At 35.8% G+C, this 22,200-nt stretch carries 25 protein-coding genes; 16 read left to right on the top strand and 9 right to left on the bottom strand.

Annotation, left to right across the window (positions count from 1 at the left end):
• Positions 1-80 precede the first annotated feature (80 nt).
• The 3 genes from MHH98_RS20935 to MHH98_RS20925 all read left to right on the top strand — a co-directional run bounded on the left by MHH98_RS20935 (position 81) and on the right by MHH98_RS20925 (position 3,683).
• The gene (locus tag MHH98_RS20935; protein WP_038180840.1) at positions 81-2,501 is read left to right on the top strand and encodes a heavy metal translocating P-type ATPase; all 2,421 of its coding nucleotides are present in this window, start codon (positions 81-83) and stop codon (positions 2,499-2,501) included.
• A gap of 14 nt (positions 2,502-2,515) precedes the next feature.
• The gene (locus MHH98_RS20930) at positions 2,516-3,307 is read left to right on the top strand and encodes a hypothetical protein (protein ID WP_038180838.1); all 792 of its coding nucleotides are present in this window, start codon (positions 2,516-2,518) and stop codon (positions 3,305-3,307) included.
• 94 nt (positions 3,308-3,401) lie between these two features.
• The gene (locus tag MHH98_RS20925; protein WP_038180835.1) at positions 3,402-3,683 is read left to right on the top strand and encodes a glutaredoxin family protein; all 282 of its coding nucleotides are present in this window, start codon (positions 3,402-3,404) and stop codon (positions 3,681-3,683) included.
• Positions 3,684-3,977: 294 nt separating this feature from the next.
• On the opposite strand, the gene MHH98_RS20920 is transcribed toward MHH98_RS20925, so the two are convergent.
• The 3 genes from MHH98_RS20920 to MHH98_RS20910 all read right to left on the bottom strand — a co-directional run bounded on the left by MHH98_RS20920 (position 3,978) and on the right by MHH98_RS20910 (position 6,050).
• Complete coding sequence (locus MHH98_RS20920) at positions 3,978-4,607, bottom strand: nitrite reductase (protein ID WP_038180832.1); 630 nt, start codon at positions 4,605-4,607, stop codon at positions 3,978-3,980.
• A 187-nt stretch (positions 4,608-4,794) separates the two neighbouring features.
• Positions 4,795-5,730: a cation diffusion facilitator family transporter gene (locus MHH98_RS20915; RefSeq protein ID WP_340713485.1), complete on the bottom strand. Its 936-nt coding sequence runs from the start codon at positions 5,728-5,730 to the stop codon at positions 4,795-4,797.
• A gap of 11 nt (positions 5,731-5,741) precedes the next feature.
• Positions 5,742-6,050 (bottom strand): ArsR/SmtB family transcription factor, encoded by a 309-nt coding sequence (locus tag MHH98_RS20910; protein ID WP_038180826.1) that lies wholly within the window; start codon positions 6,048-6,050, stop codon positions 5,742-5,744.
• 302 nt (positions 6,051-6,352) lie between these two features.
• On the opposite strand from MHH98_RS20910, the gene MHH98_RS20905 reads away from it, so the two are divergent.
• Positions 6,353-7,492, top strand: a complete 1,140-nt coding sequence (locus MHH98_RS20905; protein WP_179078260.1) for a sensor histidine kinase — start codon at positions 6,353-6,355, stop codon at positions 7,490-7,492.
• Between the two features lie 65 nt (positions 7,493-7,557).
• Here the strand turns inward: MHH98_RS20905 and MHH98_RS20900 are convergent, their stop codons facing one another.
• From MHH98_RS20900 to MHH98_RS20890, 3 genes are all read right to left on the bottom strand, one after another.
• Positions 7,558-8,316, bottom strand: a complete 759-nt coding sequence (locus MHH98_RS20900; protein WP_038180823.1) for a FixH family protein — start codon at positions 8,314-8,316, stop codon at positions 7,558-7,560.
• Between the two features lie 81 nt (positions 8,317-8,397).
• Positions 8,398-9,288 (bottom strand): EamA family transporter, encoded by an 891-nt coding sequence (locus tag MHH98_RS20895; RefSeq protein WP_038180820.1) that lies wholly within the window; start codon positions 9,286-9,288, stop codon positions 8,398-8,400.
• A gap of 237 nt (positions 9,289-9,525) precedes the next feature.
• Complete coding sequence (locus tag MHH98_RS20890) at positions 9,526-10,095, bottom strand: GNAT family N-acetyltransferase (protein WP_038180818.1); 570 nt, start codon at positions 10,093-10,095, stop codon at positions 9,526-9,528.
• 206 nt (positions 10,096-10,301) lie between these two features.
• Here MHH98_RS20890 and MHH98_RS20885 point away from each other — a divergent pair, with 206 nt between their 5' ends.
• Both MHH98_RS20885 and MHH98_RS20880 read left to right on the top strand, forming a co-directional pair.
• Positions 10,302-11,258, top strand: coding sequence for a carbohydrate kinase family protein (locus MHH98_RS20885; protein WP_038180814.1), 957 nt, complete (start codon positions 10,302-10,304; stop codon positions 11,256-11,258).
• A complete protein-coding gene (locus MHH98_RS20880) occupies positions 11,258-11,680 on the top strand; it encodes a protein-tyrosine phosphatase family protein (RefSeq protein WP_340713482.1) in 423 nt (140 codons plus the stop codon). Before MHH98_RS20885 ends, MHH98_RS20880 begins: the two co-directional genes overlap by 1 nt.
• Before the next feature lie 358 nt (positions 11,681-12,038).
• On the opposite strand, the gene MHH98_RS20875 is transcribed toward MHH98_RS20880, so the two are convergent.
• Positions 12,039-12,746: a DUF421 domain-containing protein gene (locus tag MHH98_RS20875; RefSeq protein WP_081730030.1), complete on the bottom strand. Its 708-nt coding sequence runs from the start codon at positions 12,744-12,746 to the stop codon at positions 12,039-12,041.
• Between the two features lie 148 nt (positions 12,747-12,894).
• Between MHH98_RS20875 and MHH98_RS20870 the strand changes: the two genes are divergently transcribed.
• A complete protein-coding gene (locus tag MHH98_RS20870; RefSeq protein ID WP_038180808.1) occupies positions 12,895-14,109 on the top strand; it encodes an MFS transporter in 1,215 nt (404 codons plus the stop codon).
• Between the two features lie 63 nt (positions 14,110-14,172).
• On the opposite strand, the gene MHH98_RS20865 is transcribed toward MHH98_RS20870, so the two are convergent.
• Both MHH98_RS20865 and MHH98_RS20860 read right to left on the bottom strand, forming a co-directional pair.
• A complete protein-coding gene (locus MHH98_RS20865) occupies positions 14,173-14,847 on the bottom strand; it encodes a universal stress protein (RefSeq protein ID WP_038180804.1) in 675 nt (224 codons plus the stop codon).
• A gap of 313 nt (positions 14,848-15,160) precedes the next feature.
• Complete coding sequence (locus MHH98_RS20860; RefSeq protein WP_268746457.1) at positions 15,161-15,292, bottom strand: hypothetical protein; 132 nt, start codon at positions 15,290-15,292, stop codon at positions 15,161-15,163.
• On the opposite strand from MHH98_RS20860, the gene MHH98_RS20855 reads away from it, so the two are divergent.
• The 9 genes from MHH98_RS20855 (at position 15,292) to MHH98_RS20815 (ending at position 22,141) form a co-directional block, all read left to right on the top strand.
• Complete coding sequence (locus MHH98_RS20855) at positions 15,292-15,567, top strand: hypothetical protein (protein ID WP_051448597.1); 276 nt, start codon at positions 15,292-15,294, stop codon at positions 15,565-15,567. The two genes, MHH98_RS20860 and MHH98_RS20855, sit on opposite strands and share 1 nt — an antisense overlap.
• 12 nt (positions 15,568-15,579) lie before the next feature.
• Positions 15,580-15,861, top strand: a complete 282-nt coding sequence (locus MHH98_RS20850; RefSeq protein WP_340713480.1) for a PHP-associated domain-containing protein — start codon at positions 15,580-15,582, stop codon at positions 15,859-15,861.
• A 509-nt stretch (positions 15,862-16,370) separates the two neighbouring features.
• The gene (locus tag MHH98_RS20845; protein ID WP_340713478.1) at positions 16,371-18,776 is read left to right on the top strand and encodes a Na+/H+ antiporter subunit A; all 2,406 of its coding nucleotides are present in this window, start codon (positions 16,371-16,373) and stop codon (positions 18,774-18,776) included.
• The gene (locus MHH98_RS20840; RefSeq protein WP_340713476.1) at positions 18,766-19,188 is read left to right on the top strand and encodes a Na(+)/H(+) antiporter subunit B; all 423 of its coding nucleotides are present in this window, start codon (positions 18,766-18,768) and stop codon (positions 19,186-19,188) included. The genes MHH98_RS20845 and MHH98_RS20840 overlap by 11 nt, the downstream gene beginning before the upstream one ends.
• A 3-nt stretch (positions 19,189-19,191) precedes the next feature.
• Positions 19,192-19,530 carry a Na(+)/H(+) antiporter subunit C gene (locus MHH98_RS20835; RefSeq protein WP_038180795.1) on the top strand — a complete coding sequence of 113 codons (339 nt, stop codon included), beginning with the start codon at positions 19,192-19,194 and terminating at the stop codon, positions 19,528-19,530.
• Positions 19,523-21,004, top strand: a complete 1,482-nt coding sequence (locus MHH98_RS20830; protein ID WP_340713474.1) for a Na+/H+ antiporter subunit D — start codon at positions 19,523-19,525, stop codon at positions 21,002-21,004. The genes MHH98_RS20835 and MHH98_RS20830 overlap by 8 nt, the downstream gene beginning before the upstream one ends.
• A gap of 21 nt (positions 21,005-21,025) precedes the next feature.
• Positions 21,026-21,508, top strand: coding sequence for a Na+/H+ antiporter subunit E (locus MHH98_RS20825; RefSeq protein ID WP_038180789.1), 483 nt, complete (start codon positions 21,026-21,028; stop codon positions 21,506-21,508).
• Positions 21,508-21,792: a Na(+)/H(+) antiporter subunit F1 gene (locus MHH98_RS20820; RefSeq protein WP_038180787.1), complete on the top strand. Its 285-nt coding sequence runs from the start codon at positions 21,508-21,510 to the stop codon at positions 21,790-21,792. Before MHH98_RS20825 ends, MHH98_RS20820 begins: the two co-directional genes overlap by 1 nt.
• Positions 21,770-22,141, top strand: a complete 372-nt coding sequence (locus MHH98_RS20815) for a Na+/H+ antiporter subunit G (RefSeq protein WP_340709396.1) — start codon at positions 21,770-21,772, stop codon at positions 22,139-22,141. Before MHH98_RS20820 ends, MHH98_RS20815 begins: the two co-directional genes overlap by 23 nt.
• Positions 22,142-22,200 lie beyond the last annotated feature (59 nt).

Genomic DNA, 22,200 nt, shown 5'->3' with positions numbered 1-22,200 from the left:
TAATAAATCGTGCTGGTTTTTTCAGCACGATTTATTTTAAAACAAAGCATTCATAATTGCAGTGATGTAAGGAGTGAAAAATGATGAGTCAAAAGAAAGCGACTTTACAAATAACAGGTATGACATGTTCTGCTTGTGCAAATAGGATTGAAAAAGGATTGTCCAAAATGGAAGGTGTTGAAGAGGCAAATGTGAATTTTGCACTCGAAAAAACACAAATTGTCTATGATTCAGATAAAACAGACGCTACGAAATTTAAGGAGAAAGTTAAAGCGTTAGGATATGACGTAGTAAGTGAAAAAGTTGACTTCGATGTTACTGGGATGACTTGTGCAGCTTGCGCAAATAGAGTTGAAAAACGCTTAAATAAATTTGACGGAGTTGAACTAGCAACTGTTAACTTTGCATTAGAATCTGTTCATGTGGAATACAATCCAGAACAAGTGAATATTCCTGAAATGCAAGAGGCGATAAAAAAACTTGGTTACTCTCTTGAAGAAAAACAAGAAAAAACTGGTGACCATATCGACCATCGCCAAAGAGAAATTCAAAAACAACAAGGGAAATTTATTTTCTCGCTTATTTTGTCTATCCCTTTGTTATGGGCAATGGTAAGTCACTTCGAATTTACAAGCTTCATTTGGTTGCCGGATATGTTGATGAATCCTTGGGTTCAATTTGCCCTAGCAACACCTGTTCAATTTATTGTTGGTAAACAATTTTATGTTGGCGCATATAAGTCATTAAAAAATAAGAGTGCAAACATGGATGTACTTGTGGCATTAGGTACATCAGCTGCTTATTTCTATAGTTTATATTTAAGTATCAAGTCGATTGGCACAAATGCTCATATGGTGGAGCTATATTATGAAACAAGTGCGGTTTTAATCACCTTGATTATTTTAGGAAAGCTATTTGAAGCTAAAGCAAAAGGTCGTTCATCTGAGGCTATTAAGAAATTAATGGGGCTACAAGCGAAAAACGCTACTGTTTTTCGTGACGGCAAAGAGATAATCATTCCTATTGAGGAAGTATTAAAAGGGGATATTGTCTACATTAAACCAGGTGAAAAAGTACCTGTTGACGGTGAAATTGTGGAAGGTCAATCAGCACTTGATGAAGCAATGTTAACGGGTGAAAGTATTCCTGTAGATAAAACAGTGGGCGATACGGTTATTGGTTCAACGATTAACAAAAATGGTTTTTTGAAAATTAAAGCAACGAACGTTGGGAAAGATACAGCTCTAGCGCAAATAATTAAAGTAGTTGAAGAGGCACAAGGCTCAAAAGCACCGATTCAACGTTTAGCTGATGTGATTTCAGGTATATTTGTTCCAATTGTAGTAGGTATAGCTATTATTACGTTCCTTGTGTGGTACTTCATGGTGAGTCCGGGAGATTTTGCGGAAGCACTTGAGAAATTCATCGCAGTATTAGTCATTGCTTGTCCATGTGCACTTGGCTTAGCGACACCGACTTCAATCATGGCTGGATCGGGCCGTGCAGCAGAATTCGGAATCTTGTTTAAGGGTGGCGAACATCTTGAAACAACACACCGTTTAGATACAATTATCCTAGATAAAACAGGAACTGTTACAAATGGTAAACCATCATTAACAGATGTTTTGTTAGCACAAGGTGTAGATGAGGTAAACTTCCTTAAACTTGTGGGTACAGCAGAGAAAAACTCTGAGCATCCACTTGCAGAAGCAATTGTATTAGGGATAAAAGAAAAAGGTATTGAACTTGGTTCTTCTGAAATATTTGAAGCAGTCCCTGGTTACGGTATTCAGTCTAAAGTGGATGGTAAACAATTATTGATTGGTACACGTAAACTAATGGCGAAACACAACATTCAAGTGCAAGATGTATTAGTACAAATGGAGAATTTAGAGAAGCAAGGTAAAACAGCTATGTTAGTTGCTATCGATGGTCAATACGCGGGTCTAGTAGCTGTAGCAGATACAATTAAAGAAACATCAAAAGATGCTATTGCTCGTTTACACAAATTAGGGTTAGACGTAGTAATGATTACAGGAGATAACACTCAAACAGCAAAAACAATTGCAGCTCAAGTTGGAATTAAGCATGTCATTGCAGAAGTTTTACCAGAAGGAAAAGCAGATGAAGTAAAAAAACTTCAAGCTGTAGGGAAAATTGTTGCGATGGTAGGCGATGGTATCAATGATGCTCCAGCATTAGCGACAGCTAATATTGGGATGGCAATTGGTACAGGTACTGATGTAGCAATGGAAGCGGCAGATATCACGCTAATTCGAGGCGATTTAAACAGTATTGCCGACGCAATTTTCATGAGTAAGAAGACCATTTTGAATATTAAACAAAACCTTTTCTGGGCACTTGCATATAACAGTTTAGGTGTACCAATAGCCGCAGTCGGTTTATTAGCTCCGTGGTTAGCTGGAGCAGCAATGGCGTTTAGTTCCGTTTCTGTTGTTCTAAATGCTTTAAGACTACAACGTATTAAGCTAAAAGTTTAGAGGAGGCAATATATATGAAACGTAGTACGGCAACTTGGGCTATTTCCGCAATTGTCTACTTAGGAATTATCATAATAGGTTACAGTGTATATGCCAATATGAACCCAAAAGCAGAAGTAACAGACGATCATAATAGTAAAAATGAACATACAGATCATAAGGTAAGTGACATGAGTGAAGTTACACCTAAAGTAGCTTACGCTAATGGAATTACAACAGTAGAATTAAAAGACAAAAACAATAATGCACCAGAATTAGAAGTTTCCCACGAAAAGCTAATGCATTTAATCGTTGTTAGTGCAGACTTAGAAGAATATCATCATTTTCACCCTGAAGAAGCGAATAAAGGAATCTATCAAAACAAGTTTGACTTAGCTGATAATTCTTATAAAGCATTCGTAGATATCAAACCAAAAGGGCTTCCGTATTCAGTGCAACCAATTGAATTTCATGTTGGTGAAACACATCAAAAGAACAGCGGGAATAATCTTGTTGTAGATAAAGGATTTACAAAAACCATTAACAATCAGCCAGTGGAGCTTAAGACTACAGCATTTAATGTGAATAAGGAAATCACTTTGAATTTTGATTTGAAAGGGGCTAAACCTGAACAATATTTAGGTGCTTTAGGCCATGTTGTCATTTTAGATGAAAACGCGGAGAACTTTATTCATGTACATCCTGTATCGAATGATCAAACCGTTTTTAAAACAGAATTCACTAAGCCTGGTGTATATAAAATGTGGGCTGAATTTAAGTTTGGTGAACAAGTAAACGCTTATCCGTTTGTAATCGAAGTAAAATAAGATTTTGAAAAGGGGGTATTTCTAAGTCGGGAGAACGACTGATGAGAACCCCTTTTTGCTAGGTTATAAAATACTTAGTGGGAGGTCGTTATGAATGAAAAAACTTCAATTGGAGCTCTATACAAGACCGACATGTTCAGATTGTCAGGAAGCGAAAGTGTTTCTTGCCAACAATAACATTTCATATATAGATTATGATTTAACGCAACAGCCGTTAAAGGAAAAAGAGTTAATCAAGTTAAGCGGCGCAAGAATGGTTCCTACCTTTGTGTTCAAAAATAACTCTTTGTTAGGTCTGGCTAGCAAACTAACAGTAATGATTGGATTTGAACAAAATCTAGATGAAGTAAAAAGGTTATTAATGATTAATAACTAAAAATCGAGAACCTGCTGCAAAAGTAAGCAGGTTCTTTTTTTCATTCAAATATAAAAGTAATCTTTTCATATATAAAGATATTTAAGATTCTACATCAATGATGAGAGAGGAATAGTAAAGAACATAAATCATTGGATCGAGCAAAATGAGTATAGAATTTCTATATAGTTGAGATAGCTTAAATAGAAAGAATGCACACGCTTCATTTAGTATGAAATGAAACGTGTGCAAGTGGAATTACAGTATAACTTATATATATTGATATATTACTCTCGAATTTTAAATTTCCTATATTTAATGAACAAGTTGCGCTTTAAGATTGTCTAATCCAAAGCGTTTAATGAATTTAAATAACGGTTCACGCTTTTTACCATTCTCAGCATAAATTTCAACGATTTTCTCTACAACCTCATACAATTGTTCAGGAGTAAGTTGCTCCATTAGTAAAGTCCCTGCTTGAGCATCAAAACCTTTTGCTTTTCCTCCTATATATAAATCATAGCCATTTTTGATTTTCATGACGCCGATATCATTGACTAAAGGTTCACCGCAGCCGATGGGGCAACCTGTATAGGCTGGGCGAAGCGTAAAGGGAACGGGTTTTCCTGCAATACGTTTATTTAGTTCAATAGCAACTGGCATACCTTCTTGTTCTGACCCTTTGCAGAAATTACAAGTTCTTAGGCTTTTGACGAAATTTCCGACAGGGTAACAGGACAGGCCAACTTCTTTAAATTTCCCTTTTACGAATTCCACATTACTTTCAAGTACATCGATGTAAAGCTGCTGGAAAGTCGTCAATTCCAGTTCATCCCCGTCATTCATGTACTGAGCAATGACAGCCAACTGTTTGGCATTTAGTTTAGCACCAAATGAAATTCCACCGTTAACGGCTAATTTCACTGTGTTGTCATTTTGAGTCATATCTATTTTCACAACCTTCTAATCTTTTATCATTTGAATTGCACATTTACATAATACCATACCGCGGGAGGGTATATTAAGTTTAAATAAAATAATTCCGCGGATAATTGTTCACGAAATTATTTTCCCATAGGAAACAGGATAGAATTGATTCGTTTTGAACGATTTCTTAATACCTGCTACATTTTTAGACTTTCATGTTTTCATGTTGAAGCATTGATTTTTCAACTTGAATTGTAGTGTGTCCAATATGGAATTCTTTCTCGATTATATGAATGGCTTTTTGAAGAATCACTTGTTCATTTTCTTCATCTTTAATTAGTAAATGAGAACTTAAAGAATTTAATCCAGATGTAATTGTCCAGATATGGAGATCATGTACATTAATAACACCATCTATACTCTCTAATGCTTTTTTTACCTCTTGTTGATCAATTGCTGCCGGTGTCCCTTCCATTAATACATGTACGGTATGCTTAATAATTCCCCATGCACCTTTTAGAATTAATAATGCAACAACAACACTAATGATCGGATCTGCAATGTACCAGTCGAAGAAATACATGACAATACCAGCAACGATAGCTCCGACAGAACCTAATGCATCCCCAAGAACATGAAGATAAGCACTTCGAAGATTGACATTATCTTTTACATCACCTTTACTCATTAATGACCATGCGCTAATAAGATTTGCTAATAATCCAACTAGAGCAATTAACATCATAGAACCACTAGCAACAGTTGGTGGTTCAAAGAATCTTCCATAAGCTTCATAGATGATGAAACCTGCAATTAAGAATAAAGTGATGCCATTAAAAAAGGCTGCTAGAATCTCAAATCGATGGTAACCAAATGTTCTCTTTGGAGAAGCGGCTTTAGCAGCAAATCCTATCGCCACTAAGCTTAGGATTAAAGAAGCTGTATCACTTAACATATGTCCAGAATCTGCAAGTAAAGCTAAACTATTAGTAATTAAGCCTCCAATAAACTCCAATAACATAATTCCTGCCGTGATTGAAAGGGCTATAATAAGCCCCTTTTTGTTGCCGTCCCTGCTATGATCATGCCCGTGGTGGTGATGCCCGTGATCATGACTGTGGTCGTGTTCGTGATGATGCATATAAATTCCCCCTAATCATGTAATGAGTGGTCAATTACTTGTTTGAGTACTTCAATAACATGCTCGTCATCATAGCTATAAAATAATGATTTACCCTGACGACGTGATTTCACTAAACGTAAGTTTTTCAGAAAGGATAGTTGATGGGATACAGCAGATTGAGTCATGTTCAGAACATCTGCAATATGTCCAACTGAACATTCTTCCTGCGATAGTAAATATAAAATTTTCACTCTTGTAGGATCTGCTAATGCTTTGAAAGTTCTTGCAACATCTTCAACCGTCGATTCATTTAAAAAGTGATGTTTACTTTGCTCCAATTAATTGACCCTCCCTAATATTATTATATGAACACATGCTCATATGTTGATATTACAATATTATATGTGATTTGTAAACTACGTGTGCATTATTTTGCATTAATTTAGAAATTTAATTCGTCTAAATATAATAATCAATCATTCATAAATATTATAAGTGCTATTTAGAAGAATTTATTTCTTTAACATGCTAGTGGTTGTCAGGTGATGTTTTATGATTTCTAGAATCAAAATGGCTATCGGTTTGGATTTTTTAAAATTTTGTTATAATAAAAGATTAGAAAGAGTGGTGAATTGACAGAATGTCGAATTGGTATAGTATTTTCCCGAAAAATCCATTGCTTAGTATTTCGACTTGGATTCTTTTCTGTTTCGTCCCTCTTTACTTTGTTTTTCGTACAACATCTACATTAATTGTATCTATTGCAGTTGCTATTTTGATTGTATATATTATTTGTTTTCGCTTTTCTTATAGTACTAATAATGGTTTAGTTTATGTGTGCATTTCCCTAGAGATGGTTATAAATGCGGTAATGACAGTTCTTTTTGGCTACATTTATTTTGCCTTCTTCACGGCTTTCTTTATCGGGCGAATTCGCCATACTGTTGGGTTCTATATTATGTATGGTCTTCATATTGCTATGACCGTTGGTTCAATTATAGGGGGTTTCTTTATCGAGACAGAGCTATTTATTAAAGAGATTCCTTTTATCGTTATTGTCGTATTTGGTGTGATTTTAGGGCCCTTTTATATATATAGCACAAACAAACGTGATAAATTACAAGGACAATTAGCAACTGCCAATGAGCGTATTTCTGAACTAAGCGTTTATGAAGAACGTCAACGGATTGCTAGAGATTTGCACGATACTTTAGGGCAAAAGCTTTCTATGGTTGGCTTGAAGAGTGATTTGGCTATTCGTTTAGTAAAAAAAGATCAAGATGCTGCAATACAAGAGCTTCGGGATATTCGTCAAACAGCTAGTATTGCTTTAAAAGAAGTGCGAGAAATGGTGTCGAATATGAAGGCTGTAAAAATTGAAGATGAGCTATTACATGTTCAACAAATTTTAACAGCAGCTGATATTAAAATGATTATTGAAGGTAAATCAGAATTTAATCACATTCCTGCAATTATTGGCAATACATTAAGTATGTGTTTGAAAGAGGCCGTCAATAACGTAGTAAGACATAGTAAAGCAACTGAATGCAAAATTACCATTAAACAAAAATCCGATGTCATCCAATTGACTGTATTGGACAATGGTATAGGTATTTCTAATATGAATAGAAAACCGTCGAGTAACGGTTTAAATGGTATGAAGGAAAGAGTCGAGTTTGTAAATGGTGACCTAGAGATTTCTGAAGAAAATGGTACGCTTGTGAAAGTTACTTTGCCAAATGTTATCATGTACCAAAAGGAAAATTCAAAGCGTAATTAAAATTATACTATTGAATATACAAAGGCCCCTAAAGATATAAACTTTACGGGCCTTTGCTCTGTTATTTATTTCACTGTAAATGTTTTTTCTTCATGGAAATGAAGCTCTTTGCCTTTTTCAACATGAAGCGTTACATTATAAGTACCTGCATCATTGAAAGTGTTTTTTACTTCGTAAGTACCGTCTGCTTTTTCTTTTAGTGTTAACCATCCAGCTTCTTCAGTATCTTTATTAACAACTTGGAAACGAACTTTTGCATCTGTCAGTGCTTTACCGTCATGCTCAATAGTGACACTAAAATTAGTGTTCTCACCTTTTTTAGCAGTTGTTTGAGAGAATGTAGCAGAAGTATCTCCATGTGCATGTTCATGTGCTTCTTCTGAATCGTGATCATTGTCTTTAGTTTTTGCGACTTTTCCTGCAACTTTCATATCTGCATCGACCATTTCATGACCCTCACCATTTGTTACATGTGCTGTAATTTCATAATTACCAGCTTCTTTAATTGTCATTTCAGCTACATAGACATTATCTTTGTTTACTTTAGTTTCTAACATTTTATCTGAATGGGTATCAGCATTTTCCACTTCGAACGTTACTTCTGAAGCATTTGTTAAAACTTTTCCATCTTCTGTTACTTTTACTTGGAATTCAACTTTTTCTCCGACATCAGCGGTTTTAGGGACAGTAACATCAGCTTTTAGAACAGGAGCCTTGACTTCCTGTTTTTCGACTTTATCTGTATTTTTCTCTTCATTATCATTACAAGCTACAAGTGCAACACTTGAAATTAATGCTAATGCTGTTAGTGCAATTTTGCGCATAAAAAAAGCTCCCTTCTATTCAATACGATTGATTGTACCAAAAAAGAAGAGAGAGTTTGCAAAAAAAGTGTGAAGTTTTATCTAATTTGCTTTATTTCTTGTCAATAGAGTAGGTAAAGTCATACCAATTAATACTAGAATAATCCCTACAATTTGTATCCAAGTTAAAGATTCATGTAGCACAACAACCGAAACAGTAATTGCTACAGGTAGTTCCATGGCACTTAAAATAGAAGCCATACCACCACCGACTTTAGGGACAGCGATTGTGAATAATAATATCGGTAAAATTATACCAAATACTCCAAGTAGTAAGCCGAATTTCCAAAGTCCAGCACCAAATAATTGTCCATTCCAAACAATTTCAGGTGATAAGAAAATAGATATTAAAACAAGTGCAAAGAATGACATAATCAACATCCGTGCAATTGTAGAAATTTCTTCAGTTGGTCTTGAATTGATTTGGATGAAAATAGAGAAGCTGACTGCAGCAGCAAAACCAAATACCCAACCTTGCCAAGCAATACCGCTTAAATCGACATCTAAAATCCCAGCTGCCAAAATTGTTCCCGCGAAGAGGAAAATAAGAGAAATGACTTCCTCGCGCTTTGGTAAGCGACGATGTAATAAACAATCGATAAGCATGCCAACCCAAGTGAACTGGAATAACATAACAACCGCTAAAGAAGCAGGTAAATAATTTAAAGATTTTCCGTAAACAATACCTGTCGTACCTGTGAAAATCCCGGCTAAAAGTAATATAATCAGACTTTGTTTAGATAGTCGAGGTAACTTACGTTGTGTAAATATAAAGAGTAGCAATGCAAGTGAAAATCCAATAACATATTGGCTAGTAACTGCCTCAGCTGAATCAAATCCGTGTTGCATAGCTACCTTTATAATAGTGGACAATATTCCGTAACTACTAGCCGCAAGTACAACTAATAGCGAGTAAAATAAATTTTTATTCATATAAACAACTCCTATTATTGGCCAGATTAGAATCAACCAAGAGGATAGTATAACATTTTTTTAGAATTTGTGAAGAGGGAAGTTTACTGTGTAGTATTACTTTTTACACAAAAAAACATGAGCATCTTTTGAAGAGACTCATGTTTTTATATTAGTTGTAGTAATTATAAAATTTGTTATTTAAAGCTGTTAACCATAGGGATAGAAGCTTTTGGTTTTGGTCGATGGACGAGTACCTTAGCAATAAAGAGGCTTAACCATATGGTGGAAAGGTTCGTCTATGATTGTCCATGGTTCTGTGATGACGTATCCCATACGTTTGTATAGTTGGAGTGCTTTTTCTTTTTGAGTTTCTACATTTAATGATATTTTTTTATAACCTTTTTCACGTGCTAGTTGTTCGGAGAATTCTAGAAGAATGGTGCCGATCCCTTGACCACGGAAGTCAGGATTGATGCAAATTGTATCGACGTAATATTCGTCTTCATGAGCTTCTTTATCCACTTTTGGTGTTTCTGCGCCTTTTTCTTGTAGCCATGTTTCTAAGTTGGCATCCATTTGCGGTGCTGCATCACCCGAATAAATTACTAGAGTACCGACTACTTGACCATTATGTTCTGCAACATATGTATTGAGGTATGAGTGACGGTTATCTGTGCGCTCAAATAAGTTAATTAATTCGCTTTCGATAGCTTTAGGTTCTGTTTCACCTGTCATACGATTTGCGATATCTCCTATTGCCTCAATAATAAGTGGTGCGACAAATTTACCATCAGCTAGTTCAGCATTTCTTACAGTAATCATCATTTTTTATCAAACTCCTTCAAGGTTAAGTATAGCAAATAGAGAAGGCAATTTCCGATTATAAGTGTTTGTGCCTATGACGAATTAAAGAATGAAAGGGAGGTTCTCCTTAATTTGACGAAAGATGTCGAAAAATACCGAAAGAAACTTTTTCAATGAGCGATTTCATGGTACGCTAGAAGTAAGATATTTTGTGGAGGAGTTTGTGAATGTTAGACTCAAAAAAAGAATTCGTTCTCGTATACGGAGATGCGTTTGTAGATTTTATTGCCAATGATATGACTAATACATCGTTTACTAAGTTTTTAGGTGGTGCTACTGTAAATGTAGCTGCAGGAATTAGTCGCATCGGTGCGCCTTCTGCATTAATCACTATAACAGGGGATGATGAAACATCTGAATTCGTCCGTAATGAGCTAGATAAAGAGGGCGTAAACATGAATTATGCAAAAATTGTCCCTGAAAAACGTGTAAGTGGTGTACATGTCCATCTAACTGAAGGAAATGATCGCATTTTTACGAATTATATTGATGAAACACCTGATTTACAAGTAGAGCCTGAGCATTTGCAAGAAGAAGCATTTAAACGTGCTTCTATATTTAATATCTGTTCAAATACTATGTTCCATCCGACTGCACTTGAAACAACTCGTGCAGCAGTAGTATTGGCTAAAAAACATAATGTATTACTTGCGATGGATGCCAATATTCGTCCATTACGTTGGGAAAGCCAAAAAGTTTGTTATGATACAATAAATACATTTTTGCAAAGTGTAGATATGTTGAAGTTGGCTGATGAAGAACTGTTCTTCTTAACAGAAACCACAACCCTAGAAGAGGGGGTTGTAGCGTTAGCAAAATACAATATTCCTTTTATAATGATAACGGTTGGCGCACAAGGCACGTATGTCGTATTGAATGGTGAAGTGAAACATGTACCGTCGATTCCAATTACATGTGTAGATTCGACCGGTGCTGGCGATGCATTTATGGCTGGTATTTTACGACATGCACATTTATATGGTATACCAAAAACAATGGAAGATGCTTATAATTGTGTATTCTTTGCAAATCAATTAGGCGCAATGGCTGCAACAAAAGCAGGTGCTATTACAGCAATGCCATGTTTCGAGGAGATAAAATCACTTATTAAAGAAGGTGTTTAATGGTGGAGAAAAAATATCATGCATTATTGGATGATCGAATTTTCTTTGGAGGGGCAGCAGATGCAGAAGAAGCTGTTACTAATGAAAAAATTGACGTTGTCGTCGATTTACGTGTGAAAGAACCAGAAAAAGTTACTTATTATAGAGTACATGCCCCTATTGCAGATGAAGCGAAGCAGGTTGAAGCCTCTATCTTGGAAGCGGTCGATAAAGTAGTATCAGCATATCGTGATGGGAAAAAAGTTTTTTTTCATTGTGGAGGCGGTGGTGGCCGTGCAGGTACTGTCGCGGTTGGTACACTTATTGAACTAGGACAAGCAACTTCTGTCGAAGAAGCTGAGCAAAAAGCAAAAGCTATACGTAATAAGGTAAACGTTCGCGAACCGATGAAGATTGCTTTGCAAAATATATATGATAAATAATTTTTGAAACCTTGTTGAATTAACAACAAGGTTTTTTTGATAAAGCCACTTATAAAAATGTCCCTATTCAACAATAATTTTCCTTTTTAATTCATCATGAAATGAATTACTCACTAAAAACAAAAAAGGTGTTTCCTGGAGAATACCTATGATAATTGCTAATTTACTACACGCAAAGAACAATAAAAACGAATGGTTTATTAACATAAGTACTCTCTACATTATTACTGATTTAGGAAAGGTGAATTATGTAATTGAAAGCGCCTATCGAATAAAAGCGCTCTTTATTAATAATTGTATAAGCCAATATTGAAAAAACTAATCATAATTTTATTCTTAATAATAAGTAAATGAATTATTATATATCCTTATCCCTCACGGTAATATACAGTGAGCCATTGGGTTGGACCTGAGCGTAAAATACATCATTTACAGCTTCAATCTCTTTTTTGCGGAGCTTACGTATTAACCAATCTTCAGTTAAATTTAGTTCCTCCATTGTACTCCAGACGATCTTCCCATCAGCGATAACTTCCATGGGTATATGAGGGGGAGTTGAGACGTCGGCCTTTACATCTTGTTTTGTGGCACTCTGTTGAGGAGTCTTTTTCAAAATGCTCAGTTCTCCATTTGTTTCTAAGACAGCGTATTCTATATCTTGAATTGAGAAGACGGATTGTTCACGCATCATCATCATGACATCATCCATATGCAGCCTCGCGGATTTTAATGCTTGTACAGATAGCTCACCATGTTTAATGATAACTGTAGGTGTATCATCGATTATTACTCGTATCTTTGGAAACTTAATTGCGAGGATACTCATAAGTATTGTCAAAGCAGTCCACCATACTAGAGAAATCAAGCCATCTATAAAGGGTGTTTCTTCTTGAGAAGCGATTTCTGCAGCTGTCGAACCAATCGTAATACCTGTAATGTAATGGAAAAACGTTAACTGACTTAGCTGTTTTTTCCCGAGCCAACGTGCCAATATGAGGAGTACTATAAATGATATGGTTGTTCTCAGCATCATTTCCCAAAAGTTAATCTCGAAAAAATGGTCCATGTAAATCAAACTCCTTTTCACTTCATATCTGTTAGCTTTCCTTTAAAAACAATAGATATTCCCGATTAATATGAAAACATTTGCTTAATTATTGTTATAATAAGTAAATTGATTATTTCGTAAACAGAAGGAAGTGTAATGAAAGAAGATGACGACAGTAAATAAAACGCACTCGCTAGGGAATCCAGTATATCCGATAATGTTTGCAATAGGGCTTTGTCATTTGTTCAATGATACTTTACAAGCCGTTATCCCAGCGATGTTTCCAGTATTAGAAAGTGAGCGAGGTTTAACATTTACTCAACTTGGTTTTATAGCATTCGCATTAAATATGGTAGCTTCAGTATTACAACCGGTTGTTGGTTATTTTAGCGATAAAAAGCAAAAACCTTATGCACTACCGCTTGGTATGACTAGCTCATTTATTGGTATGGCAGGTTTAGCTTTTGCCGCAGATTACTGGATGATCTTAGTTTCGGTTATATTTTTAGGTTTTGGATCTGCTATTTTCCATCCAGAAGGTTCACGTGTTTCTTTTATGGCCGCAGGTTCGAAACGTGGATTGTCACAATCTATTTATCAAGTTGGTGGTAATTCAGGACAAGCACTTGCACCTTTGATTAGTGGCTTTATTTTAGTGCCATTTGGTCAAAAAGGAGCAGCGTGGTTTTTAATTGTTGCCGCTATAGGCATCATAGTTTTAACTAAAATTTCAGCGTGGTATAAAAAACAGTTAGAGGAAGAACGTTTATCTAAAAAGAAAAAAGGGATTATTTCTTCTTTGCCACAAATGACGAAAAAGCAAATAGGAATAGCACTGGGCTTATTAATGATGGTCATTTTTGTTCGTTCATTTTATGTGACGAATATAACAAGCTTTTATATTTTTCATTTAATGGATAAGTATGGATTGACTATACAAAAAGGGCAGTTGATTATTTTTATATTTTTAGCTATTGGTGCAGTTGGGACATTCTTTGGGGGACCGATGGCAGACAAATTAGGGCGTAAAAATATCATCTTATTATCGGTGCTTGTACCGATGCCACTTGCCTTAATATTGCCTTATGTTCCATTGTGGGGTGTTATTGTACTACTTATTTTAATAGGATTCTTCATTATGCTAAGTTTTTCTGTGACAGTAGTTTACGCACAAGAATTAGTACCAAGTAAAATTGGCACTATGGCAGGATTAACGGTTGGATTAGCTTTTGGGATGGGAGCAATCGGAGCAGTAGTTATTGGTATTATGATGGACCATTATGGGATTTTTAAAACAATGGTTGTTATATCTGTATTACCAATACTTGCATTAGTTGCTTTTGCATTACCGACAGATCGTAAATGGAAATTAAAAAGTTAAAGATATTTATAAGTGAAAAAGCTGTCTAATGGTTCATTTAAATAACCATTTAGACAGCTTTTATTATTGGCGAGATTTACTTGGGATTTTCGTTGAATCTGTTACATGATTTTCAGAGATATGTACCTCATGCATTTTGTTTTCATGCATAAACTTGAAGATACCATTGTCAAAATCAGTACCAATTTCTTTGAAGAAAATACCTTCGTAATAAATGTTTTTTGAGCATGTAAAGCTTACTTTATAATCGTTACCGTCCTCTAGTAAATATGCTCGAACACCTTTTTCGAACATCGCATCTTCTTCATTACGGACGTGACGTTCAACAGAAACGACATGTAAATCGACAAAAGAGATTGTTTTAAGAAGTAAATTCATAAATGAACCTTTCGTAATTTCCTCCCATCGACTTTGTGCAGTTTGTCCAATAACGACTTGTGTGATGTTGTATTGGTGTGCAACCTCTGCAATAACATTTTGTATTGGCTTTTTCTCGTTGTCGCGAATGATAAATTCCTCTACCTCTAGCTCTTCCGCAAGTTGTTGCCAATTGTTAAGATATTCAACCTTCTCAGCATCGAAGTTATCAAATGGCTGCGGATCAACCGTTAGAATATAGAGTGGACAATCTAGCATTTTAGCCATTTTATACCCTCTGCGAATCAATCTTTCTCCGTTTGCTCCGTAGTATGCACATACTAAAATACTCTCGTCCATACGTCCTCTTAAATGTTTCACGGCAGTTCACACCTCGTGTTTAGTATTTTGTTCCTTTATATGAAAGTGTCTTAATTTTATATGGTTAGTTGAAGCAAGAATATAAATACCTGACTGCGTCTAGGAATAATCCGTTTTATCACTTTTAGAGTTGACTCTTTTTCTTCAAAATAATCATGAATACTAATATGTATCCATATGGCTTCTTATTATGATGGTACTCACATTTATAGTCAAGTGCCCAAATATGTAAAAATTTATTGTTTAATAAAAGGTTATAAGGAAAGGACCTCGTTTGATAAGAAAGATAAACAATAATAAATTAAATTAAAAATTATCTACGCAATAAATCTTTATATTTACTGCGTAATGAATTTAATTTTTCGAGTTTTGAAATAGAATTTTCCTTCAACTGTTTTCCTACATCAATAATTAAATTTTCTATTAAAAACGTGGGAGCAATCATTGAATGGAACTCCCATAACGCACCTCTACTTTGATCAAACATTTGTTTATGAAAATGAGTATTACCTAATTGACGGCATAAAGGTCTTTCCAGCAATGGAAGTGGATATTAAAGAAGTAGGACATATTTTATTAATTGGTAATCGTACAGATATTGGTGAACTACGTATAGCCCTTGAACCGTTTACAGATAAAAATAGCTTTATTGAATTTGAACAGTTACTTGAAAAAGCTGAAGCATATAATCTTTTGAAAATAGGTGCTCACCCATTTTGAGACAGTACTTCATTGAATGAGTTGGATCCACAATTGCTTTGTAGGTTAGATGCATTCGATTTAAATGGGAAAGACTTATATCAACAGGGTATTAATGAGAATTCTGAAAAAGTATATGGCTTCGCAGAAAATCTAGAAAAATCAGTTGTTGGTGGCAGTGATACGCATCATTTTATGCAATATGGGTGTATTGTAAATGAGCTTGAACAAGAATGTTCAACAATCGATGAACTGAAAAAAGTAATCTTTGAAGGTAGATATACGATTGAGATTTCTTCAGAACTACATGAGTAGGTTAAAACAGCAAAAGAGATGAAAGAAATAGAGAAAAGAAAAATGGAAAAGTTAATCAAAAATTAACATGAAGAAGATGTATTATAACGGCGGATTTTTTATGACATGATGGAGGTTATGTCTATAGAAAATTCGTCTTTTTTTAATATTGATAAAGAAAAATTAACAATTTTATGACTATTTATTGTGTCAGGGGTGTCTATTATGATGATTCGAGTAGCATAAAAGTGAAATGACCGAGAAAATATTGTATAATTTACAGGTAATATCGTTATATCCTTTTTAATATATTATCGCCATAATATGCGTTCATAGATATTAAATAGATGTAATACTAGTTTTTTACCACGTATTGTTTTACCCCTAATTCTGCATTCTTTCATTAATAAAGCACTATAAGAACCTTAGTCAGGACTCTTAATATGTTGGTAAGTATTTTGCCATAGGTTAACCATTTCAAATTAAAATTCACATAATTTTAGAATACTGTTACAAGGAGGTTTGGACTTTTGACAATAAATTTGGCAATTGTAATACCGTTTTTGATGGCAATACTTATTCCAATACTATATAGGCGTTTTACAAAACTACATATAGGTTGGCTTGTATTAGCCGTTCCTGTCATTATTTTTATAATGCTAGTTCGATTAGTCCCATTTGTGGCGGAAGGTCATACTTATTCTCATACGTATAATTGGATTCCTTCTTTAGATATAAACTTTACAACATATTTAGATGGACTAAGTATGATTTTTGGACTTCTTATCACTGGTGTAGGTAGCTTAGTTATTTTATATTCCATTTTCTATTTATCTGCTAAAGAATCCCTTCAACATTTTTACTGCTATTTACTCCTTTTTATGGGCGCTATGCTTGGCGTCGTATTTTCCGATAATTTAATGGTGTTGTACGCTTTTTGGGAGCTTACAAGTGTTTCTTCATTCCTGCTTATTGCGTTTTGGCATCATCGTAAAGCTTCGCGTGCTGGTGCACAAAAAGCGATGCTTATTACAGTTACTGGCGGCGTTTCGATGCTTGTTGGTTTTATTATGTTGCATATGATGACGGGTTCATATAGTGTGCATGAAATCATACGTAATGTAAGTGAATTCACGGACCATCAGCTGTTTATTCCTGCAATGATATTAATATTATTTGGAGCATTTACAAAATCTGCACAGTTCCCATTCCATATATGGTTGCCAGATGCGATGGAAGCACCAACGCCCGTTAGTGCATATTTACATTCAGCTACGATGGTGAAGGCTGGAATATACTTAGTTGCACGGTTAACGCCTATTTTCGGTGGAGATGCGATTTGGTTTTGGCTTGTCACTGTAGCTGGGCTTGTGACGTTGTTCTGGGGTTCGTTTAATGCGGTGAAACAAACGGATTTAAAAGCATTACTCGCATTTTCAACCGTCAGTCAATTAGGACTTATTATGAGTTTGTTTGGTATGGGTTCAGTCGCCTTTAAGCTGGGTTATTCAGACTCTACTATTATTTATACACAGGCAACTTTTGCTGCACTTTTCCATTTAGTAAACCACTCAACCTTTAAAGGTGCATTATTTATGATGGTTGGAATAGTGGATCACGAGCTAGGTACACGTGATGTACGGAGGCTTGGGGGCTTGATGTCACTAATGCCTCTGACGTTTACGGTCGCTGTCATTGGTAGTTTGTCGATGGCTGGAATGCCACCATTTAATGGCTTCTTAAGTAAAGAGATGTTCTTTGCGGCAGCGATTCATATGAGAGAACTTGATATCTTTTCAATTAGTAGTATAGGGATATTATTCCCTGTTGTAGCTTGGATAGCGAGTATTTTCACATTTGTATATTGCATGATCATCATTTTTAAAACATTCTTTGGTAAACCTTATGAAAACAATGAGGGGAAACCTATTCACGAGGCACCAATAGGAATGCTTGTCTCTCCAATTATTTTATGTGTGCTTGTTGTAGGAATATTCGTTTTCCCAAATGTTCTTGGTCAATACATTTTGAAACCTGCAATGGCAAGTATTTATCCGGGATTTGCTCCTGCTGATGTACTTACGCCAGAAATTCATGCTTGGCATGGTATTAATACGGAATTACTCATGACGATAGGGGTCGTTATTGTTGGGGTAATGTTGTACAGGAAATTAAAAACGTGGAAGCCTGTGTATCGAATATTCCCATATCGTTTTTCGTTTAATGAACTGTTCAGGCATTTATTAGAGGTACTTGAAAGTGGTTCAAATAAGGTGACAACTAGTTATATGACGGGTTCACTAAGGAAATATGTACTTTATATCTATTTATTTTTCATTTTAGCGGTTGGTGGCTATTTCTTATTTAGTGGTGGATTTGCGTATAGTAGTGCAAATGATGCGCCGGTTGAGATTTATGAGTTGATGTTAATCATTGTGATGTTGTTAGCTGGCATATCTATGCTTTTTGTTAAGTCACGATTAACGGCTACTTTATTAAACGGGGTTATTGGCTTCGGTGTATCAATTTTCTTCGTTATTTTCCGAGCACCAGATCTCGCTTTGACACAGCTTATTGTGGAGTCCGTGACGACAGTGTTATTTTTACTTTGCTTTTCATTTTTACCAGAATGGAAACGAGAGGATTCTCCAAAATCAGTGAAGATAAGTAATGCAGTAGTCGCTGGTGCAGTAGGCGCGCTTGTAGTGGTGATGTCATTTGCAGTAATGTACTATGATGAATTTGATTCAATTTCTTCATATTTTGAGAATGCATACGAGCTAGCCGGAGGCGCCAATATCGTTAATACGATCTTAGGTGATTTCCGTGGTTTTGATACGATGCTTGAAGTGGTGGTTCTCTTTATTGCCGGCTTAGGTGTTTATACACTGATTAAACTGAAGGCGAGAAAGGAGGATACAGACAATGAAAATTAATGATGTAATTTTGCGGACGGTAACAAAAATTGTCGTCTTTATCATTTTGACATTGTCCGTTTATTTATTCTTCTCAGGGCATTATTCTCCAGGTGGAGGCTTTATCGGGGGGCTAGTACTTGCATCTGCAATTGTATTAATGTACTTAACTTCAGATATTGAGACAGTGCATAAAGGTATGCCGTTTGATTTTAAATTAGTTGCAGCACTGGGCGTGTTGATAGCTACAGGGACGGGTTTTGCCTCAGTCATTTTCGGCAAAGATTTCATGACACAGGTTGCTATGAAATTGAATTTACCGATTTTTGGTGAAACGGAATTAGCCTCTGTTGTATTATTTGAAGCAGGTGTGGCAATGACCGTTATTGGTGTCGTTGTTACCATAATTTTAAGCATAAGTGAGGATGAGTAGACGATGGAAACATTAATGATTTTATTAATCGGTGTGCTAATTGCAGTCGCTACGTATTTAATCCTCTCGAAAAATTTGATCCGAGTGATTTTAGGAACTGCTGTATTATCGCATGCAGTCCATTTATTAATATTAACAATTGCCGGTGTTAAAAAGGGTAATGTACCGCTGTTGGAAGAAGCTGAAGCTCCGTATACAGATGCACTGCCACAGGCATTAATTTTAACAGCAATTGTTATTAGCTTTGCTGTGACAGCTTTTGTTTTGGTACTAGCTTATCGCACATATCAATCCAATGGAACAGATGACTTGGAAGGATTGCGGGGGCCAGAGAATGAATAACATTGTAGTAATTCCTTTAATTTTACCAATTATGCTTGGTATCGCACTCGTGTTTTTACGTCCATATGTGAAGACACAACGTGTGATTAGTCTGTTGACGATGGTAGCAATAGCTATTGTAAGTGTGATAATGCTTGGAAGAATTCAAGAGACGGGTATTATGCGACTTGATTTTGGTGGTTGGAAGCCACCGTTCGGTATTTTATTTGTTGCAGATTCTTTTGCTGTATTACTTGTATTAACAACGAGTATTGTGACAGCCATTTGTTTGCTTTATGCGTTTTCGTCTATTGGTGAGAAACGAGAAAACATGTTTTTTTATCCGTTCGTGTTATTACTAGTAGCGGGTGTAAATGGTTCCTTTTTAACTGGAGATATTTTTAATTTATTTGTTTGTTTTGAAGTGATGTTGTTGGCATCGTATGTACTTATTACGCTTGGTGGGGAAAAGGCACAGCTACGTGAATCATTAAAATATGTACTAATAAATGTATTGGCTTCTTGGTTTTTCTTAGTAGCACTTGCGTATTTATACGGCACATTAGGAACATTGAATATGGCGCATTTAGCAGAGCGAGTTGCTGAAGCTGGGCAAGACCCTATTTTGACGACAATAGCGTTACTTTTTCTAGTTGTCTTTGCATTAAAAGCTGGTCTACTGTTATTTTTCTGGTTGCCAGGTTCATATAGTGTGCCTCCTACTGCTGTGGCAGCTTTATTTGGAGCTCTTCTAACAAAGGTTGGGATTTATGCCTTGTTCCGTATGTTCACACTTATTTTCATACATCAGCCGGAAGTGACGCATATGCTCATTAAAGGTATGGCAGCGGTGACGATCATTGCTGGTTGTTTAGGGGCTTTAGCGTATAAAGATATACGCCAAATTGTTGCGTATAATGTTGTGATTGCTGTGGGCTTTGTATTGATTGGACTTAGCGTTTCGACAGAAGCGGCTTTTGAAGGAGCCATTTATTATTTAATGCACGATATGATAGCGAAGGCTATGCTGTTCTTACTTGCTGGTGCGATGATTTACTTAACTGGAGAAAAGCGCTTTGACAAGATGAGTGGTTTGATAAGAAATTACCCTGTTTTGGGTTGGATGTTCTTTGTTGTAATGGTATCACTTGCTGGGATTCCACCTCTTAGCGGATTTGTAGGCAAGGTACTTATTGGGCAAGGACTGATTGAGACAGGTTCATACGTATTATTAGCACTGGCATTTATATCAAGTGTTGTTGTGTTGTATTCATTATTACGTATCTTCTTAAATGCTATTTTTGGCGAAACAATTATAAGTATTGAAGATGAAACGCCTTTGCCGAAAAGAATGCTTACTCCAATTGTATTATTTGCAATTTGCACGATTGCACTTGGCTTTGGAGCAGAGGGGTTGTCCAGTTATGTAAGTGATGCGGCAAATACTTTAGCTAACCCATCAATTTATATTGATGCAGTGCTCGGCGGAAAATAAGAAGGAAAGAGGTGAGACGTGATGCCCGCACAGTTTTTATTGAATATATTTATCGCGGTGCTATGGATGTTATTGAAAGATGAAGATGCCCCGTATTTCTCTACATTTATGACGGGATTTGTTGTTGGAATCGGAATATTGTATTTGATGCATCGCTTTTTTGGAACTCAATTTTACTTAAAAAGATTGTTTGCACTCATTAAATTGCTGTTTCTTTTTATATGGGAACTGTTATTATCTAGCGAGCTTGTTTTAAAGCAGATTTGTAGTCCAAAGTTGAAGATAAAGCCTGGGATTTTCACATATAAAACAGCCTTAAATGGTGATTTGGAAATTACTACTCTTTCAATTTTATTAACGCTGACCCCTGGTTCGGTTGTGATGGAAATATCGCCAGAAGGAGACCTTTTCTACATTCATGCAATGGATTTGGAAAAGTCAAAGGCAGATGTACTACGCTCAATTGGTAACTTTGAGAAAGCAATTATGGAGGTGACACGCTAATGAAGGAGACGATATTACTCATTTCACTAACATTATTTGCATTGACGATTATGGTTGCGTTTTACAGAGTTTTACGTGGTCCTTCAATGCCAGATCGCGTAGTAGGTCTTGATATGATTGGTGTTAATTTGCTTTCGATGATAGCGATTATTTCAATTGTATTGAAGACGAAGGCATTTCTAGAGGTTATTTTGATTTTGGGAATTCTGTCGTTCATTGGGACGATTGCATTTTCAAAATATCTAGAGAGGGGCACTATAGTTGAACGTAAATCCGATCATTGAGTGGGCAGGTGTGTTATTGATTTTAGGTGGTAGTCTGATGAGTTTAATTAGCGCATTTGGTTTGCTTCGCTTGCCAGATGTGTATACTCGTTCACATGCAGCCACGAAGAGTTCAACATTAGCTGTACTACTATCGCTTCTTGGTGCGTTCTTATACTTTTGGGCGCATGAAGGCTATATAAGTGTTCGTTTAATACTTGGTATTGTATTTGTGTTTTTAACAGCTCCTGTAGCAGGACATTTGATTACTCGTGCTGCGTATCGTTCAGGTGTTGAGTTATCGGAGTCTTCGGATGATGATGAACTTGAGGATGTCTTGTTCCCTGAAGGGCGCAATAAGGGGAGTTAGGAATTGAGTTTTATAGGAAGCGAAAGGCTATCTGATTAAGTGGAATTGCTTAATTAGAT

Source organism: Viridibacillus sp. FSL H8-0110 (genome assembly GCF_038003565.1).
Taxonomy (GTDB): Bacteria; Bacillota; Bacilli; order Bacillales_A; family Planococcaceae; genus Viridibacillus; species Viridibacillus arenosi.
This window is presented reverse-complemented; position numbering and strand designations above follow the sequence as displayed.

Bases quoted from the DNA above. Each gene is read 5' to 3' on its own strand.
- MHH98_RS20830 (WP_340713474.1), top strand. From the start codon at position 19,523: ATGAATAACATTGTAGTAATTCCTTTAATTTTACCAATTATGCTTGGT.
- MHH98_RS20820 (WP_038180787.1), top strand. From the start codon at position 21,508: ATGAAGGAGACGATATTACTCATTTCACTAACATTATTTGCATTGACG.
- MHH98_RS20885 (WP_038180814.1), top strand. From the start codon at position 10,302: ATGTTAGACTCAAAAAAAGAATTCGTTCTCGTATACGGAGATGCGTTT.
- MHH98_RS20935 (WP_038180840.1), top strand. From the start codon at position 81: ATGATGAGTCAAAAGAAAGCGACTTTACAAATAACAGGTATGACATGT.
- MHH98_RS20890 (WP_038180818.1), bottom strand. From the start codon at position 10,095: ATGATGATTACTGTAAGAAATGCTGAACTAGCTGATGGTAAATTTGTC.
- MHH98_RS20895 (WP_038180820.1), bottom strand. From the start codon at position 9,288: ATGAATAAAAATTTATTTTACTCGCTATTAGTTGTACTTGCGGCTAGT.
- MHH98_RS20860 (WP_268746457.1), bottom strand. From the start codon at position 15,292: ATGATTGCTCCCACGTTTTTAATAGAAAATTTAATTATTGATGTAGGA.
- MHH98_RS20875 (WP_081730030.1), bottom strand. From the start codon at position 12,746: ATGGACCATTTTTTCGAGATTAACTTTTGGGAAATGATGCTGAGAACA.
- MHH98_RS20840 (WP_340713476.1), top strand. From the start codon at position 18,766: ATGAAAATTAATGATGTAATTTTGCGGACGGTAACAAAAATTGTCGTC.
- MHH98_RS20870 (WP_038180808.1), top strand. From the start codon at position 12,895: ATGACGACAGTAAATAAAACGCACTCGCTAGGGAATCCAGTATATCCG.
- MHH98_RS20925 (WP_038180835.1), top strand. From the start codon at position 3,402: ATGAAAAAACTTCAATTGGAGCTCTATACAAGACCGACATGTTCAGAT.
- MHH98_RS20825 (WP_038180789.1), top strand. From the start codon at position 21,026: ATGCCCGCACAGTTTTTATTGAATATATTTATCGCGGTGCTATGGATG.
- MHH98_RS20905 (WP_179078260.1), top strand. From the start codon at position 6,353: ATGTCGAATTGGTATAGTATTTTCCCGAAAAATCCATTGCTTAGTATT.
- MHH98_RS20915 (WP_340713485.1), bottom strand. From the start codon at position 5,730: ATGCATCATCACGAACACGACCACAGTCATGATCACGGGCATCACCAC.
- MHH98_RS20835 (WP_038180795.1), top strand. From the start codon at position 19,192: ATGGAAACATTAATGATTTTATTAATCGGTGTGCTAATTGCAGTCGCT.
- MHH98_RS20930 (WP_038180838.1), top strand. From the start codon at position 2,516: ATGAAACGTAGTACGGCAACTTGGGCTATTTCCGCAATTGTCTACTTA.
- MHH98_RS20880 (WP_340713482.1), top strand. From the start codon at position 11,258: ATGGTGGAGAAAAAATATCATGCATTATTGGATGATCGAATTTTCTTT.
- MHH98_RS20900 (WP_038180823.1), bottom strand. From the start codon at position 8,316: ATGCGCAAAATTGCACTAACAGCATTAGCATTAATTTCAAGTGTTGCA.
- MHH98_RS20920 (WP_038180832.1), bottom strand. From the start codon at position 4,607: ATGACTCAAAATGACAACACAGTGAAATTAGCCGTTAACGGTGGAATT.